Annotated in this window: 14 protein-coding genes; 6 read left to right on the forward strand and 8 right to left on the reverse strand. The window is 59.7% G+C overall.

The window, feature by feature from the left end; translation table 11 throughout:
* Nucleotides 1-102 precede the first annotated feature (102 nt).
* The 5 genes from BLU52_RS02200 to BLU52_RS02220 all read right to left on the reverse strand — a co-directional run bounded on the left by BLU52_RS02200 (nucleotide 103) and on the right by BLU52_RS02220 (nucleotide 7,700).
* On the reverse strand, nucleotides 103-2,913 hold the full coding sequence (locus tag BLU52_RS02200) for an FAD-binding and (Fe-S)-binding domain-containing protein (RefSeq protein ID WP_090281349.1): 2,811 nt from the start codon (nucleotides 2,911-2,913) through the stop codon (nucleotides 103-105).
* Nucleotides 2,910-3,581: a LutC/YkgG family protein gene (locus tag BLU52_RS02205; protein WP_090281350.1), complete on the reverse strand. Its 672-nt coding sequence runs from the start codon at nucleotides 3,579-3,581 to the stop codon at nucleotides 2,910-2,912. The genes BLU52_RS02200 and BLU52_RS02205 overlap by 4 nt, the downstream gene beginning before the upstream one ends.
* Complete coding sequence (locus tag BLU52_RS02210) at nucleotides 3,581-5,035, reverse strand: LutB/LldF family L-lactate oxidation iron-sulfur protein (protein WP_090281351.1); 1,455 nt, start codon at nucleotides 5,033-5,035, stop codon at nucleotides 3,581-3,583. Before BLU52_RS02210 ends, BLU52_RS02205 begins: the two co-directional genes overlap by 1 nt.
* Nucleotides 5,032-5,856, reverse strand: a complete 825-nt coding sequence (locus tag BLU52_RS02215; RefSeq protein ID WP_090281352.1) for a (Fe-S)-binding protein — start codon at nucleotides 5,854-5,856, stop codon at nucleotides 5,032-5,034. Before BLU52_RS02215 ends, BLU52_RS02210 begins: the two co-directional genes overlap by 4 nt.
* A gap of 149 nt (nucleotides 5,857-6,005) precedes the next feature.
* Complete coding sequence (locus BLU52_RS02220; RefSeq protein ID WP_090281354.1) at nucleotides 6,006-7,700, reverse strand: lactate permease LctP family transporter; 1,695 nt, start codon at nucleotides 7,698-7,700, stop codon at nucleotides 6,006-6,008.
* A 263-nt stretch (nucleotides 7,701-7,963) separates the two neighbouring features.
* On the opposite strand from BLU52_RS02220, the gene BLU52_RS02225 reads away from it, so the two are divergent.
* A complete protein-coding gene (locus BLU52_RS02225; RefSeq protein WP_090281356.1) occupies nucleotides 7,964-8,731 on the forward strand; it encodes an FCD domain-containing protein in 768 nt (255 codons plus the stop codon).
* A 117-nt stretch (nucleotides 8,732-8,848) separates the two neighbouring features.
* Here the strand turns inward: BLU52_RS02225 and smpB are convergent, their stop codons facing one another.
* The gene (gene smpB / locus BLU52_RS02230) at nucleotides 8,849-9,331 is read right to left on the reverse strand and encodes an SsrA-binding protein SmpB (protein WP_007953781.1); all 483 of its coding nucleotides are present in this window, start codon (nucleotides 9,329-9,331) and stop codon (nucleotides 8,849-8,851) included.
* 119 nt (nucleotides 9,332-9,450) lie between these two features.
* Here smpB and BLU52_RS02235 point away from each other — a divergent pair, with 119 nt between their 5' ends.
* Genes BLU52_RS02235 through BLU52_RS02245 form a run of 3 tightly spaced genes read left to right on the forward strand, consistent with a single transcriptional unit; the run spans nucleotide 9,451 to nucleotide 11,597 of the window.
* Complete coding sequence (locus tag BLU52_RS02235) at nucleotides 9,451-10,854, forward strand: sodium-dependent transporter (protein WP_090281358.1); 1,404 nt, start codon at nucleotides 9,451-9,453, stop codon at nucleotides 10,852-10,854.
* A 7-nt stretch (nucleotides 10,855-10,861) separates the two neighbouring features.
* Nucleotides 10,862-11,308 carry a type II toxin-antitoxin system RatA family toxin gene (locus tag BLU52_RS02240; protein WP_090281361.1) on the forward strand — a complete coding sequence of 149 codons (447 nt, stop codon included), beginning with the start codon at nucleotides 10,862-10,864 and terminating at the stop codon, nucleotides 11,306-11,308.
* Nucleotides 11,289-11,597 carry an RnfH family protein gene (locus tag BLU52_RS02245; protein WP_090281697.1) on the forward strand — a complete coding sequence of 103 codons (309 nt, stop codon included), beginning with the start codon at nucleotides 11,289-11,291 and terminating at the stop codon, nucleotides 11,595-11,597. Before BLU52_RS02240 ends, BLU52_RS02245 begins: the two co-directional genes overlap by 20 nt.
* Nucleotides 11,598-11,659: 62 nt before the next feature.
* Here the strand turns inward: BLU52_RS02245 and BLU52_RS02250 are convergent, their stop codons facing one another.
* Complete coding sequence (locus BLU52_RS02250; RefSeq protein ID WP_090281698.1) at nucleotides 11,660-12,187, reverse strand: outer membrane protein assembly factor BamE; 528 nt, start codon at nucleotides 12,185-12,187, stop codon at nucleotides 11,660-11,662.
* A 97-nt stretch (nucleotides 12,188-12,284) separates the two neighbouring features.
* Here BLU52_RS02250 and fur point away from each other — a divergent pair, with 97 nt between their 5' ends.
* On the forward strand, nucleotides 12,285-12,689 hold the full coding sequence (gene fur / locus BLU52_RS02255) for a ferric iron uptake transcriptional regulator (protein ID WP_016771770.1): 405 nt from the start codon (nucleotides 12,285-12,287) through the stop codon (nucleotides 12,687-12,689).
* Between the two features lie 76 nt (nucleotides 12,690-12,765).
* On the opposite strand, the gene recN is transcribed toward fur, so the two are convergent.
* Nucleotides 12,766-14,439: a DNA repair protein RecN gene (gene recN / locus BLU52_RS02260; RefSeq protein WP_090281699.1), complete on the reverse strand. Its 1,674-nt coding sequence runs from the start codon at nucleotides 14,437-14,439 to the stop codon at nucleotides 12,766-12,768.
* A 240-nt stretch (nucleotides 14,440-14,679) separates the two neighbouring features.
* Here recN and grpE point away from each other — a divergent pair, with 240 nt between their 5' ends.
* Nucleotides 14,680-15,246 carry a nucleotide exchange factor GrpE gene (gene grpE / locus BLU52_RS02265; RefSeq protein ID WP_090281700.1) on the forward strand — a complete coding sequence of 189 codons (567 nt, stop codon included), beginning with the start codon at nucleotides 14,680-14,682 and terminating at the stop codon, nucleotides 15,244-15,246.
* The last annotated feature ends 71 nt before the right edge of the window (nucleotides 15,247-15,317 follow it).

Below are 15,317 nucleotides of genomic sequence, written 5' to 3' on the forward strand. Positions count from 1 at the left end.
GGCTTCGCTGACCATGAGATGGGCCACCGAATGGAGGAAAAGCCCCGATTGTTCGGGGCTTGTTCTGTGGACTGCCGTCTCGCTCAAGGGTTCTATTTTTCTTCAGACGGCTTTTGTACGGGTCACCCGGTCTACCAGATAGACCAGTCCGTGGTAGTCGATGCCGCCATGTTGCGTGAGGCCGATTTCGCACGTGCGGCTGGTGGAAATACCTTCGCTGCATTGCTGCACCGCATCCTTGAGCGTGCGCAGCGAGTGGCTGTTGAGCTCCGGCGTGGTAAAACCTTTGTCGCCGGCAAACCCGCAGCAATGAATGCCTTCGGGGATCACCACGTTTTTGCTGCACTTGCGCGCCAGTTCAATCAGCGCCTGGCTTTCGCCCAGGTGCTGGGTGCTGCAGGTCACGTGCACGGCAATCGGTGCGTCTTGCGGGGTGAAGTCCAGGCGATCTGCCAGATGAGTGCGGATGAAACGCACCGGATCGTACAGATCCAGTCGCGATTCGCCGACATACTGTACCAGCCGCAACGTACACGGGCTGGTGTCGCAATAGATCGGGTCGAGCCCGCCGCGGCTGGCGTGGAGTAATGCGCTGATCAGTTCCTGGCGCTTGTGTTCGGCCTGTTCGGCGTAGCCTTTGGAGGCAAACGGCTGACCGCAGCAGAGGTTGTCGAGATTGTCCGGGAACACCACCTGGTAACCGGCCTTTTCCAGCAGACCGCGGGTTTTGTCGTAGAGCGACATTTGCTCTTTGTCGCCCGCCGCCGGGCCCATGACCCGCGATACGCACGCGGCCAGATACACCACACGCGGGCGCTCGTCTGCGACGCTCGGGCTGAAGCGAATGGCTTTTTCCGGCTGTGGCATCGCGTTGGACCACAGCGGCACCTGGCCTTTGGACAAGCGGGTCAGGGTCGCCGACAACTTTGCCAGACGCGGTGCGCCGAGCAGCATTCGCGCGCCGTTGGCGACATGCAGGGTGAAGCGTGCGCCTTGCAGGGTCTTGGCGAAATTTCCTTCGATCCAGTCAGCGGTTTTCTGATGGGTTGCGTGTCGGCCGCGGAGCTTTTTCACCAGCTCGCCGGTATTGATGCCGACCGGGCAGCGTTGCGCGCACAGACCGGTCGCCGCGCAGGTTTCGATGCCTTGGTACTCGTAGGCTTCTTCCAGCTCGCGGGTGTCGATGCCGGCGCGTTTTTTTGCCTGAATATCGCGCCAGATAACGATGCGCTGGCGCGGGCTAAGGGTCAGGCCTTTCGACGGGCAGACTGGTTCGCAGAAACCGCATTCGATGCACTTATCCACAATCTCGTCAGCCGCGGGCAGCGGTTTCAGGTGTTTGAGATGGATCTGCGGATCTTCGCTGAGGACCACGTCGGGGTTGAGAATGCCGTTGGGGTCGAGCAGGCGCTTGAGCTGCCACATCAATTGATAGGCGTCGCTGCCCCATTCCAGCTCGACGAACGGCGCCATGTTGCGCCCGGTGCCGTGCTCGGCTTTCAGCGAACCGCCAAATTCCACCGCCACGAGTTGCGCGACGTCGTCCATGAACGCCTGATAGCGTGCGACTTCTTCTGGGTTGTTGAAGCCTTGGGTGAAGACGAAGTGCAGATTGCCTTCCAAGGCGTGTCCGAAAAGGATCGCTTCGTCGTAGGCATGTTTGTCGAACAGCTCGATCAGGCGATTGACGCCGATGGCCAGTTGCTCGACCGGAAAGGTCACGTCTTCGATGATCACCGTGGTGCCGGTTTTACGCACGGCGCCGACGGCGGGGAAGGTGTCCTTGCGGATCGCCCACAGCTTGGCGTTTTCTACAGGATCCTCGGTGAAGTCGACCTGCTTCTCGACGGGGAATCCGCTGAGCGACGCCATGATCTGCGCCAGTTGTTCCCGCAGCAACGTGGAAGATGCGGCGCGGGATTCGATGAGCAAGGCGCAGGCATTATTCGACAGCTGCTGTACGAAAGCAGGCATGCCCGGTTTGTCTTGCACCGAACGCAGGCTGCGTCGGTCGAGCAATTCGACGGCGGACACCGGTTGGCTTTTCAGCACGGTGACGGCGTTGCAGCAGGTTTCCACATCGGGAAAGACGATCAACGCCGAGGCTTTGTTCGGGTGGTCGACAACGGTGTCGTAGGTCACTGCGCTGATGAAGCCGAGCGTGCCTTCGGAGCCGACCAGCAAGTGGCTCAAAATATCCACAGGCTCGTCGAAGTCCACCAAGGCGTTGAGGGACAGGCCGGTGGTATTTTTCAGACGGTATTTGTGGCGGATTCGTGCGGCCAATTCGGCATTGGCGCGGGTCTCGCGGCCCAATGTCGCCAAGCGTTCGAGCAATTCGCCATGGCTTGCACGAAATGCCGCGACGCTGGCAGGGTTTTCGGTGTCGAGGCGGGTGCCGTCGGCCAGCACCAGACGTATTCCGGCAAGGGTGTGATAGGTATTTTGCGCGGTGCCGCAGCACATACCGCTGGCGTTGTTGGCGACGATGCCGCCGATTTTGCAGGCGTTGATCGACGCCGGGTCCGGGCCGATCTTGCGTCCGAACGGCGCCAGCCAGGCGTTGGCCTGCGCACCGATAACCCCCGGTTGCAGACGTATCTGCGTGCCCTGGCCACGGATCTCGCGGGCGTTCCAGTTATCCCCAAGCACGATCAACACCGAATCGCTGATCGCTTGACCGGACAGACTGGTACCCGCGGCGCGGAAGGTCACCGGAACATGATCGCGCTGGGCCAGTTTCAACAATGTTACGACTTCGTCTTCGGACTCGACGCGGATCACCAGTTGCGGAATCAATCGATAGAAACTGGCATCGGTGCCGAAGGCCAGAGTCGATAACGGATCGTCAAAACGGCGCTCGGCCGGGATCAGTTGATCAGCGTCACGCAGGAAAGCAGCAGGAAGACTCATTGATCCTCCAGAATCAGCACGACCAAATCTTTCGGGCCGTGGGCGCCGTAGGCCAGCACTTGCTCGATGTCAGCGGTTTTCGACGGGCCGGACACCAGCAAGGCGTTGGTCGGCATGCCCTGCGCCCATTCGAATTCCGCTTGCACCTGATAGAAGTTGTCGCGAATTTCGCTGGCCTTGAGCAGGGCGAAATGCACCGGTGGCACCAGGCTCATCAAGCGAGGCTCTTCACGGGTAGGCCAGATAATCAGGCTGCCGGTTGCGGCGATGGCGCCGAGGGTGCCGGTGAGGCTGGCGGGGGTGTCGTTGAACAGCTCGGCTTTCCATTCTTCCACCGGCCGGTCGTAGGATTTCAGCGTTGGCAGCTCGGGATTGTTCGCCCAGTGTTGTGTGATGCGTTGCCCGTGCGGTGTCGTCGGTGCGATCAGCAGACTGGGCAACTGGCGATCCCGCAGCAATTGCGCGAGCAGCGCCGGCCATGCTTCAGCCGAGGTCAGGTGGATTTCGGTGTGTACCGCTTCCATCAACTTGCGCAATTGGGGGATGCGTTGTTCGGCGCTGTAGGTGTAAGGCTGCGTCACCAGATCGACATCGAAGTTGTCGGCGATTGGCGTAGTGCCCGTCAGACTTTTCCTCAGTTTGCCGAGGATGTTTTGCTTGGCGCTCATCAACGATCTCCCTGTTTGGCCAGATGCTCGCGGGCCATGTCGTGCAGTGAGCGAGCGGCGGGTTTCGGTGCGCTGTGGTTTTGTGTCCACGGGCCGACATTTTTTGGCGTGAGCGCGCGCAGCCGGGTGGCGAAGAAGCCGAAGAGGCGATACAGCGTCGGTGAGCTGTTGAGTTTCGCCCAGGCGTTCCAGATCAAGCGTTCCTTGCGCGAGTACTTGCTGCCCTGACCGCGCATCACTTGATGCGGCGAGTCCGGCGCTTTGACGTTCTCTTCGCGCAAGCGGCGCAGAATGGCCGGGATCGGAATTTTCACCGGGCACACTTCACCGCAGGCTCCGCACAGCGAGGACGCGCTCGGGTGGTCCGGGACTTTCGCCAGGCCGACCATGTGCGGGGTGATGATTTTGCCGATCGGCCCCGGGTAGACCTCGCCATAGGTGTGGCCGCCGACGCGGGTGTACACCGGGCAATGGTTCATGCAGGCGCCGCAGCGGATGCAGTTGAGGGTCTGGCGCAATTCACTGTCGGCGAAGGCCTGGCTGCGGCCGTTGTCGAGCAGCACCAGATGCACTTCCTGCGGGCCGTCGAGTTCGTGTTCCTTGCGCGGGCCGGAGATCATGTTGACGTAAGTGGTAATCGGAATGCCCAGCGCCGAGCGGGTCAGCAGCGACAGCAATGGCACCACGTCGCGCAGGTTTTCCACGACTTTTTCGATGCCGGTGACGGCGATGTGCACCGGCGGCACGCTGGTGGTCATGCGCCCGTTGCCTTCGTTTTCCACCAGCAGCAGGGTGCCGGTTTCGGCCACGGCGAAGTTGACGCCGGAGACGCCAATGTCGGCTTCGAAAAATTTCTGCCGCAGGACACGGCGACCGATCTGAATGAGTTGGTCAACGTCCTTGGTGTACTCCACGCCAAGTTTGTCGTGGAACAAGGACGCGACCTGACCGGCATTCTTGTGGATCGCCGGCATAATGATGTGTGAAGGCTTCTCGTGGTCGAGCTGGACGATGTATTCCCCCATGTCGGACTCCAGACATTCAATGTCCCGAGCCTCGAGGAAATGGTTCATCTCCATCTCTTCGCTGACCATCGATTTGCCCTTGATCACTTGCCGCGCCTCGTGAGCGCGGATGATCGAGAGGACGATGCCATTGGCTTCGTCCACCGTTTCCGCCCAGTGCACTGTCACACCGTTGCGGGTCAGGTTCTGTTCCAGTTGCTCGAGTAGGTCGGGCAGCCTGGAAAGCGCGCGGGCCTTGATCGAATTGCCCAGTGCGCGCAAATGTTCTCGTTCATGGGCATCACTGAAAGCGGCGGCGCGCTTGGTCATCAGTGAGTCCATGGCAGTACGGAAGTTGTTCCGCAGCTGCTGATCACCGAGGGCGTTGTGCGCCCGGGTGCGGAAATCTTCTTCTACGGCGACCGTAGGAATAATCGTCGAGGTGCTCATTGCGCACCTCCGCTTCGTTGCCAGAGGAAGCTCGCCAGGTGTTGCCCGCGCAGCGCTTCCTGTTGTTTTTCCAGTGCGCCGTTGATGTTCATCAGGCAGCCACAGTCAGCACTGAGTACCTGGTGCGCGCCGGATTCCTTCAGCGCGCGGGTCTTGTCAGCCACCATCGCCCCGGAAATGTCTGGCATACGGACGCTAAATGTTCCGCCGAAGCCACAGCATTCGCTTTCGTGGTCGTGATTGACCCGCTCCACATTGCTCAACTGCGCCAACAACTCGCGGCCATGCAGGTGGGTGTTCATTTCGCGGCGTGCCGAACACGAGGTGTGCAGCGCGACTTTCACCGGTTCGCCGCTGTCCTTGAGCTGCACCTTGCAGACGAACAGCAGAAACTCGGCCAGTTCATAGGTGCGGGCTGCGAGGGCCTGAACCTGTTTCAACGTCTCCGGCTCGTCCTTGAACAAGTCGGCGTAATGTTCACGCAGCATGCCGGCGCAGGAACCCGACGGCACCACCACCGGATAATCCCCGGCAAACAGCGCCAGTTGCGAGCGCGCCACGGTCCGCGCCTGCTCGGTGTAGCCCGAGGTGTACGCCGGTTGCCCGCAGCAGCTCTGCCCTTGCGGATATTCGACCCGAATGCCTTCGCGCTCCAGCAGGTGGATCGCGTCCATCCCGGCTTCGGGGTAGAACAGGTCGACCACACACGTGCCGAACAGGTAGACCCGCGACGGTTTCTCGCTGGGGTATTGCCGAGGTTCGGGCAGTGGCGGCGCCACGCGGGTCGCGTTTGGCACAGCATTGTAAAAAAGCTCGCTCATCAGGCGTGTCTCCGGGTGGTCCCGGTTATCCGTCTGCGGCGGCTGCTGAATATAGAGCGCATTGCTTTCAGCAGCCTTACAGACCCGGTGGTGAATGGCTGACGCCGGATCACGGGCCGACGTCGGTTATTGCTGTATTGCTTGTAGGCTTAATGCACCAGCATGCCGGTGAACCAGTAGGCCTGAGCCAAGGTGATCAAACCGACGATCGTTGCAAAGAATAGGCTGTGCTTGAGGGTGAAGCGGAACAGATCCGATTCCTTGCCCACCAGCCCGGTCGCGGCGCAGGCCACGGCGATCGATTGCGGCGAGATCATTTTGCCGGTCACGCCGCCGCTGGTATTGGCGGCCACCAGCAAGGTGTCGTTGACGCCGATCTGGTGCGCGGTGGTCGCTTGCAGCGAACTGAATAGCGCGTTGGACGAGGTGTCGGAGCCGGTCAGGAACACGCCCAGCCAGCCAAGGAACGGCGAGAAGAACGGGAATGCAGCGCCGGTGCCGGCCAGTACCAGGGCCATGGTCGACGACATGCCCGAGTAGTTGGTGACGAAGGCGAACGCCAGCACCATGCCGATCGACAGAATCGGCCAGCGCAGTTCGTAGAAGGTTTCCTTCAAAGTGGTCAGACCAGTTTTGAAATTGATCTTCAGGACCAGCATCGAAATCAGCGCAGAGAAGAAAATCGCTGTGCCGGTCGCAGAAATCGGGTCGAGTTTGAATACCGCAGGAATGGCCATTGGATTCGCCACGATCGGCGCAGTCTTGATCACCAGTTGATCAAGGTGCGGAATCGCGAAGTTGAAAACCCAGCTGTACATCGAGCCGCCCGCGGCAAACATCGCTTTGAAAGGCTTCAGCGTCCAGATCGTCACCAGCACGGTGAGAATCAGGAACGGCGACCACGCCTTGAAAATTTCCCCGAGGCTGTAAGGCGAAGCCACTGTGGTGCGCTTCTGGCCGAAACCGCCGACGCTGGCGCTGACCACCGAAGCGGCAACGGCACCGACGATATGCTGACCGGCGGCGCGTTTTGGCTGCCAGATTTTCAGGAACAGGGTCAGGGAAATCAGGCTGGCCAGCGCCGAAGTGATATCCGGCAGTTCCGGGCCGATGAAGTTCGACGTGAAGTACTGCGTGACGGCGAAGCTCAGACCTGCGACCAGCGCGGCCGGCCAGGTTTCGCGCACGCCACGCAGGCCGTCCATCATGAACACCAGCCAGAACGGCACGAACAGCGACAGCAGCGGCAGTTGGCGACCAGTCATGGCGCCGATCTTGAAGGCGTCGATGCCTGTGACCTGGCCGGCGACGATAATCGGAATCCCCAAGGCGCCGAAGGCTACCGGCGCCGTATTGGCAATCAGGCACAAGCCGGCGGCGTACAACGGATTGAAACCCAGACCTACCAGCAGCGCAGCGGTGATCGCCACGGGTGCGCCGAAACCGGCGGCGCCTTCGAGGAACGCACCGAAGCAGAAACCGATCAGCAGCACTTGCAGGCGCTGGTCGTCAGTGATCGACAGCACCGAACTGCGGATGACCTCGAACTGGCCACTCTTGACCGTCAATTTGTAGAGGAACACCGCCGCAACGATGATCCAGGCAATCGGCCACAGACCGTAGGCGAAGCCATACCCGGCCGCGGCGAACGCCATGTCGACCGGCATCTGGAAGGCGAAGATCGCCACGGCAATCGACAGTGCCAGCGTGATGCTGCCCGCGACATGGCCCTTGAGGCGAAACACCGCCAGGGCGAGAAAGAAGAACACGATGGGAATGACGGCCGCGAGTGCGGAGACGCCGAGACTGCCGAGCGGGCTGTAGAGCTGTTGCCAGGTTTGCATAGTGGGGTGGCCCCTAATTGTTGTTGGTCAGGCACTGTCAGCGTTCTTGGATAATTGGTAAGACCAATTTACAATCGCTGTTGGCTAGGGTAAAAGCCTTGATATCGGTGTGTCAATTTGTCGCCCTAAAACTTTTGTCGAACATGCGGTGCAGATCGCATCTGCTCCGCTTTCGGCAAGTGGCGTCTGCCAGGTGCCGGCAGGGCGCCGATAGGCCAGAATAGAGAGCCCGGCGAGTGGTCGGGATCGTGGAGAAATGAGTTATGGGGTTTGATCAGATACGTTCGCGCCGTTTGTCTGACGACATTGTCGAGCGGCTCGAGGGGATGATTCTCGAGGGCACGCTGAAGTCCGGTGAGCGACTGCCGGCGGAGCGCACGCTGGCCGAGCAATTTGGCGTATCACGTCCGTCACTGCGCGAGGCGATCCAGAAACTTGCGGCCAAGGGCTTGCTGGTCAGCCGTCAGGGCGGCGGCAATTATGTGGTCGAAAGCTTGGGGTCGACCTTCAGCGATCCGCTGTTGCAACTGCTCGAAAGCAACCCCGAGGCGCAGCGGGATCTGCTGGAGTTTCGGCACACTCTGGAAGCATCGTGCGCCTATTACGCCGCATTGCGCGCCACCGATGTGGATCGCGAGCGCCTGACCGCCGCGTTCGAAGAACTGCAGGACTGCTATTCGCGCCACGAAGAAGTGAGTCGGGCGGAGGAGGGTGCGGCCGATGCGAAATTCCATCTGGCGATTGCCGAGGCCAGCCATAACGCGGTGTTGCTGCACACCATTCGCGGGCTGTTCGATCTGCTTAAGCGCAACGTCGTGACCAATATCGGAGGCATGTACAAACAACGCACTGAGACCCGCGACATGCTGATCACGCAGCATCGGGAATTGTATCTGGCGATTATCGAAGGCCGTGCGGAGCAGGCGCGGGAAGTGTCCAGTCGCCACATTCTGTACGTGCAGGAAGTGTTGGAAGAGGTCCGGCAGGAGGTTCAGCGGATGGCGCGGGCGGAGCGGCGCAAGGGGATGTGATCAGGTGTATTTGTGTTGATGCTGAAATAGCTTTCGCGAGCAGGCTCGCACACATGGAAATGCATTCCAAGGGTGGGAGCGAGCCTGCTCGCGAATACGCGCTAGAGGCAGAAGAGGTTAGTCTTCCTTGCCCTTGTTGCGCACCGCGCGCTGCAATTCGCGACCGGCATCGCGTTCGCGCTCGGTGTCACGCTTGTCGTATTCCTTCTTGCCCTTGCCCAGAGCAATCTCGCACTTGACCATGTGCTTGCTCCAGTACCAGGACAGGCAGACGCAGGCGTAACCCTTTTGCTGCACGGCGGCGGCGAGCTTGTCCAGCTCGCGGCGGTTGAGCAGCAGCTTGCGCGTGCGCACCGGGTCGGCGATGACGTGGGTGCTTGCGGTCATCAGCGGCGTGATGTGGCTGCCGAGCAACCACGCTTCGCCATCCTTGAGCAGCACGTAGCTGTCGACCAGCTGTAGCTTGCTCGCCCGCAGACTTTTTACTTCCCAGCCGGCCAGGACCAGACCAGCCTCGAACTTGTGCTCGATGAAGTAATCGTGTCGCGCCTTTTTATTTTGCGCGATGGTCCCTGTTGGGTGTTTCTTCTGTTTAGCCATAGGGGCGGCATTATATGGAGTTGTTCGGCTGTCGGCTACGGTGATGCTGCGTGCTTGAGCAGGTTGAGTGAATCCCGGACAATGCGGCCTCTTTTTCTAACGCTTGGGCGTGATAAACGATGTCGACAGACAAGGTTTCTGTCCACGGCAGTTGGGCTAGCCGCTGGGTATTCATACTCGCCGCGACCGGTTCGGCCGTGGGACTGGGTAGTATCTGGAAGTTCCCCTACATGGTCGGGGTCTACGGCGGCGGCGCCTTTGTGCTGATGTTTCTGGCCTGCATCGCGCTGATCGGCGTTCCGGTGATGCTCGCTGAAACCCTGATCGGCCGGCGCGCCCGGCAAAGTCCGGCGAACGCTTTAAAGGTGCTGGCGCTGGAAGCCGGGCACTCGCCCAAGTGGTCGTGGGGCGCCTTCGCCGGGATGATCACAGCGTTGCTGATTCTGTCTTTCTATAGTGTGGTCGGCGGCTGGTCGCTGGATTACATCGTCGACATGGGCCGCGGCGACTTCCAGGGCGCGACACCCGATCAGGTCGGCGCGTATTTCGGCAATGTCATCGCCGATCCGTGGCGGCTGACACTTTGGCATACGATTTTCATGCTGCTGTCAGCGTTTGTTATTGCCAGAGGCGTGGTTGCCGGCCTGGAGCGCAGCCTGCGCATCATGATGCCGCTGTTGTTCGTGATGATTCTGGTGCTGCTGGGCTACAGCATGACCACCGGGCATTTCATGGAGGGTGTGCATTTTATGTTCGACTTCCATCCGGAGAAGGTCCTTGATGGCTTGCTGCCGGCGATGGGCCACGCGTTCTTCTCGCTGAGCGTCGGTGTCGGCTCGATCATGATCTACGGCGCCTACATGCCGAAGAACACCTCATTGTCGCGTACGGTTGTGGGTGTCGCGTTGCTCGATACGTTTGTGTCGCTGGTCGCCGGTCTGGCGTTGTTTCCGATTGTGTTTGCGGCCGGCCTGAACCCGAGCGAAGGGCCGGGGCTGATGTTTGTCAGCCTGCCGTTTGCCTTTGGTAACGTGGTTTTCGGCCAGTTGATGGGCGTGGTATTTTTCGTGCTGGTCGCGGTGGCGGCGTGGAGTTCGGCGATTTCGCTGCTTGAGCCGATGGTCGCCTACCTGGTCGAGCGCACGAAAATCAGTCGCGCGTGGGTCACGTTCTGGCTGGCCTTTACCTGCTGGTTCGTCGGTCTGGGCACGGTGTTTTCCTTCAATATCTGGAAGGAAGCCAAGTTTTTCGTGAACGAAGGCGGAGTGTTCAGTCTCTACCAATGGGGCGCGAAGAGTGGTCTGGATTTCTTCGGCGTGATCGATTTCTTCACCTCGCGGATCATGTTGCCCGTCGGTGGCTTGTGTTTCGTATTGTTCGCCGGATGGGTGATGGGGCGTGAGGCGGTGCGCGACGAGTTGTCGATCCGCAACCCGGCACTGTTTGCCCTGTCCCTGTTCTTGATGCGCTACGTGGCGCCTATCGGCATTCTTGTAGTATTTGCCGCTCAGCTCTGGAAGTAACGCTTACATGACGACACATATTCAACGATCCGCGCTGCTGCCTTACCCGGCGCAGTTTCTCTACGACCTGGTCAATGACGTGGCGCGGTATCCGGAATTCCTGCCGTGGTGTTCGGCTGCCGAGGTGCTGGAAAGCTCGCCGGAACACATGCGCGCCAGTGTCGGCGTGGCCAAGGGCGGCCTCAGCCAGCACTTTGTGACGCGCAATACCCTGGTGCCGGGACAGTCGATCGAGATGAACCTGGAAGAAGGGCCGTTCAATCAGCTACATGGCGTCTGGGTGTTCAAAGCGTTGAACGAAAAAGCCTGCAAGATCAGCCTCGACCTTTCGTTCGATTATGCCGGGCCGCTGGTGCGCGCTACGTTGGGGCCGCTGTTCAATCAGGCTGCCAACACACTGGTGGACGCGTTCTGCCAGCGCGCCAAACAGATGCATGGTCAGCCCAGTGCTTGAGATTGAAGTGGTGTATGCCGCGGTTGATCGCCAGGTGCTGCGTTCGGTCAATGTGCCGGAGGGCATGACGGTTCGTGCGGCGGTGCAGGCGTCGGGAATCGCTGCTGACTTTCCTGAGCTCAATCTGGATGAGTGCCCGTTGGGTATCTTCGGTAAAGCGGTCGCGGACACGCGTGTGATTCAGGCAAGCGATCGCATTGAGATCTACCGGCCGCTGCTTGCCGATCCCAAGGAAGTGCGACGTTTGCGAGCAGCCAAAGCGGCAGAGGCCAAGGCGCGAAATCTTTGAGGCGAACAAAACGCAGGCAATAAAAAACCCGGAATGTCCGGGTTTTTTATTACCTCGCAAAATTATTGCGGCGAGGTGTCCAGCGGTTCTGGCGTTGGTACCGGAACGGTTTCTACGCCATCGACGTCCTTCTGGATCTGATCCAGCAAGGAGCCGGGCTTTGCTGGTTTTTCAGCTTCTGGCTTCTCGGCGTTTTCAGCAGGCGCGGTGACGGTGGTGCCACTGTCCTTGCCGAGAATGGCTTCGTCACGGCTCACGCCCGGCATAAAGTCACCGGACAGGCTGACAAGCTGGTCGTTTGAATTGAAAATAACGCTGATGCGTTCCTGTTGGCGTTCACCGCCACCCGGTTGCAGGCTGTACAGATAATCCCAGCGATCGGCATGGAACGTGTCGGCAAGCAGAGGGTTGCCCATGATAAACCGTACTTGCGGCCGGGTCATTCCCGGGCGTAACTGGTCTATCATGTCCTGCGTGACGACATTGCCCTGCTGGATGTCGATTTTGTAAACCCCGGGGAATGAACAACCGGCGAGTGCGAGCAGTCCCACAAAGGTGAAACTGGTTAGCAAGAGCTTGGTGTTTTGCATCGGTGGGCGACTTCCACTATCTTGGCTGGGACAACGTAAACGCCGATCATACCCGCATTAAGAGAAGCTGCGAAGCAGCATCGCGAGAAAGCTGACCATGGTTGAAAATAGCGAACTACGCAAAGCCGGCCTCAAAGTGACCCTGCCACGGGTCAAGATCCTGCAAATGCTCGACTCCACCGAGCAGCGTCACATGAGTGCCGAGGACGTCTACAAGGCGTTGATGGAAGCTGGCGAGGACGTCGGTCTGGCCACGGTTTACCGTGTCCTGACCCAGTTCGAAGCGGCCGGCCTCGTGGTCCGCCACAACTTCGACGGCGGCCACGCGGTCTTCGAGCTGGCTGACGGTGGCCACCACGACCATATGGTCAACGTGGAATCGGGTGAAGTGATCGAATTCTTCGACGAAGAAATCGAAAAACTTCAGAAGTCGATCGTCGAGAAGCATGGCTTCGAAATGGTTGATCACAACCTGGTGTTGTACGTACGCAAGAAAAAGTAAGCATGTCGCGCGAATTTCAGGTTCGCGAAACGAACGAAGGCGACCCAAGGGTCGCCTTCGTGCTTTCTGCTGTCGGTCAGGCCTTGGCAGTCACCACCATTTTTTTCGCATGGGCCAAGGATTCCTTGGTCAGATCGATGCCGCCGAGCATGCGCGCGACCTCTTCGATACGTTCGTTCTTGCTCAGCTTCGCGACAGCGGTGTGAGTGGCTTTTTCATCGCGGACCTTGTGCACGAAAAGATGCTGATGCCCCTGTGCGGCTACCTGCGGCAAGTGAGTCACGGTCAATACCTGACCGCGATCGCCGAGACGCCGCAACAATTGGCCAACAATTTCCGCCGTTGGCCCGCCAATACCGACGTCCACTTCGTCGAACACCAGCGTCGGCACGCGTGACGTCTGCGCTGTGATCACCTGAATCGCCAGACTGATTCGTGACAACTCGCCGCCAGAGGCGACTTTTGCCAAGGCTTTCAGCGGTTGGCCAGGGTTGGCGCTGACCAGCAATTCAACCTGCTCCAGCCCGTTGGGTTGCAGCTCGTCGCCACTGTTGGTTTTCAATTCTATGGTGAAGCGACCGCCGGGCATGCCCAGACGCTGGATTTCCTGTTCCACCGCGCTGGCGAGACTGCCGGCGGCCTGATGGCGAAGGTCGCTCAGCTCGCGTGCTTTCTCCTGATAATGACGGGCATACGAAGCCAGCTCCTCACCCAGGCGCTCGATGGATTCGTCATTGGCATTCAGTGTTTCGATTTCATCCAGCAGTTTCTGCTGCATTTCACCGACTTCGGTGGGCTGGATGCGGTGCTTTCGCGCCAGCGTGTAGATGGCGTCGAGGCGCTCCTCCAGATATTGCAGGCGCGCCGGGTCGGCATCGAAATTGTCGAGGAAGCGGTTGAGCTCGCCGACGGCTTCCTCAACCTGGATCTGCGCACTGGTCAGCAGGCTGCTGGCTTCGCCCAGCGCGCCGGCGGAATGGTTCACGCTCGACAGGCGGTTGAGGCTGGCGGTCAGCGCATTCAGCACATTCCCGGAATCGCTTTCGCTGCATTGTTCGACCACCTGGCGACAGATGCCCAGCAAGGTTTCGGCATTGGTCAGGTTCTTGTGTTCCTGCTCCAGTTGCTCCAGTTCGTTCTCGCCGAGGCCGAGGTTTTCCAGCTCTTCGAGTTGATAGCTGAGCAACTGATGCCGGGCGCGTTGTTCGTCGCCGGAGTTGGACAGGCGCTCCAGTTCCTGACGAGTCTGGCGCCAGCGCTGGGCGGCAAGCTGCACCTGACGGGCGAGATCGGTGGCGCCGGCGTACTCATCCAGCAAGCGACGGTGGGTATCGGTTTTCAGCAGCGACTGGTGTTCATGCTGGCTGTGGATATCGATCAGCAGTTCGCCAAGCGACTTGAGGTCGCCAAGCGGGCAGGGCGTGCCATTGATATAGCCGCGTGAGCGACCTTCGGAGGTGATGACCCGGCGCAGAATGCACGGGCCGTCGATGTCCAGATCGCGCTCGGCCAGCCAGGCGCTGGCTTCCGGGATATCGGCCAGATCGAAGGTTGCCAGGATATCGGCCTTGTCGGCGCCCGGGCGCACTACGCCGCTGTCGGCGCGATCGCCGAGAGTCAGGCCCAGCGCGTCGAGCATGATCGACTTGCCGGCACCGGTTTCCCCTGTGATCACGCTCATCCCGCGATCGAGCTCGAGATCGAGATGTTCAACGATGGCGTAGTTGTGTACGGACAGGTGCACCAGCATAAAGGCCGCTCCCAGGCTTAAGGTCTGGTTATTTATACAGTGTTTTGTTTGGGCCTGACAATGCCCCTGCTTAGCTCGATTCGCTTGGTCGAATAAATTTCTTAGCGCATTCGAGAATGACTAATCAGCACTTTTTTGTAGGGACAATCGAATCCAGCCCTTGAAGCCTGATTTTGCGGCCCCATATATCGGGGCAGAAGCGCGAGTCAGGCTCGCGGACGTAATTGAAAGGAGAATTCTATGGCTGACGAATCGACAGTAGATCCGCAAAACCCAGAAGCCAATCAGGCGCCCGAAGGTTCGGGTGACGACCTGGCGACCCGTGTACAAGTGCTCGAAGAGCAATTGGCCGCCGCGCAGGATCAGTCTCTGCGTGTTGCTGCCGATCTGCAGAACGTCCGTCGCCGTGCCGAACAGGACGTCGAGAAGGCGCACAAGTTTGCCCTGGAAAAATTTGCCGGCGACTTGCTGCCTATCGTTGACAGTCTGGAGCGCGGCCTCGAGCTGTCGAGCCCGGACGACGAAAGCATCCGCCCAATGCGCGAAGGTATCGAGCTGACGCTGAAAATGTTCCACGACACCCTCAAGCGTTATCAGCTGGAAGCGATCGACCCGCATGGCGAACCGTTCAACGCCGTTCAGCATCAGGCGATGGCCATGCAGGAAAGCGCTGACGTCGAACCGAACAGCGTGCTGAAGGTGTTCCAGAAAGGCTACCAGCTCAACGGTCGCCTGTTGCGCCCGGCCATGGTTGTGGTCAGCAAGGCGCCTGCGCCAGTTTCGCCTTCTATTGACGAGCAGGCTTGAAATTAGCCGCAAGGCCCCCATTTAGAAGTCAAGCGTTTAAGTATTACCGCAGTCAGCCACCACTGCTGCGG

This window comes from Pseudomonas granadensis (genome assembly GCF_900105485.1).
Taxonomy (GTDB): Bacteria; Pseudomonadota; Gammaproteobacteria; order Pseudomonadales; family Pseudomonadaceae; genus Aquipseudomonas; species Aquipseudomonas granadensis.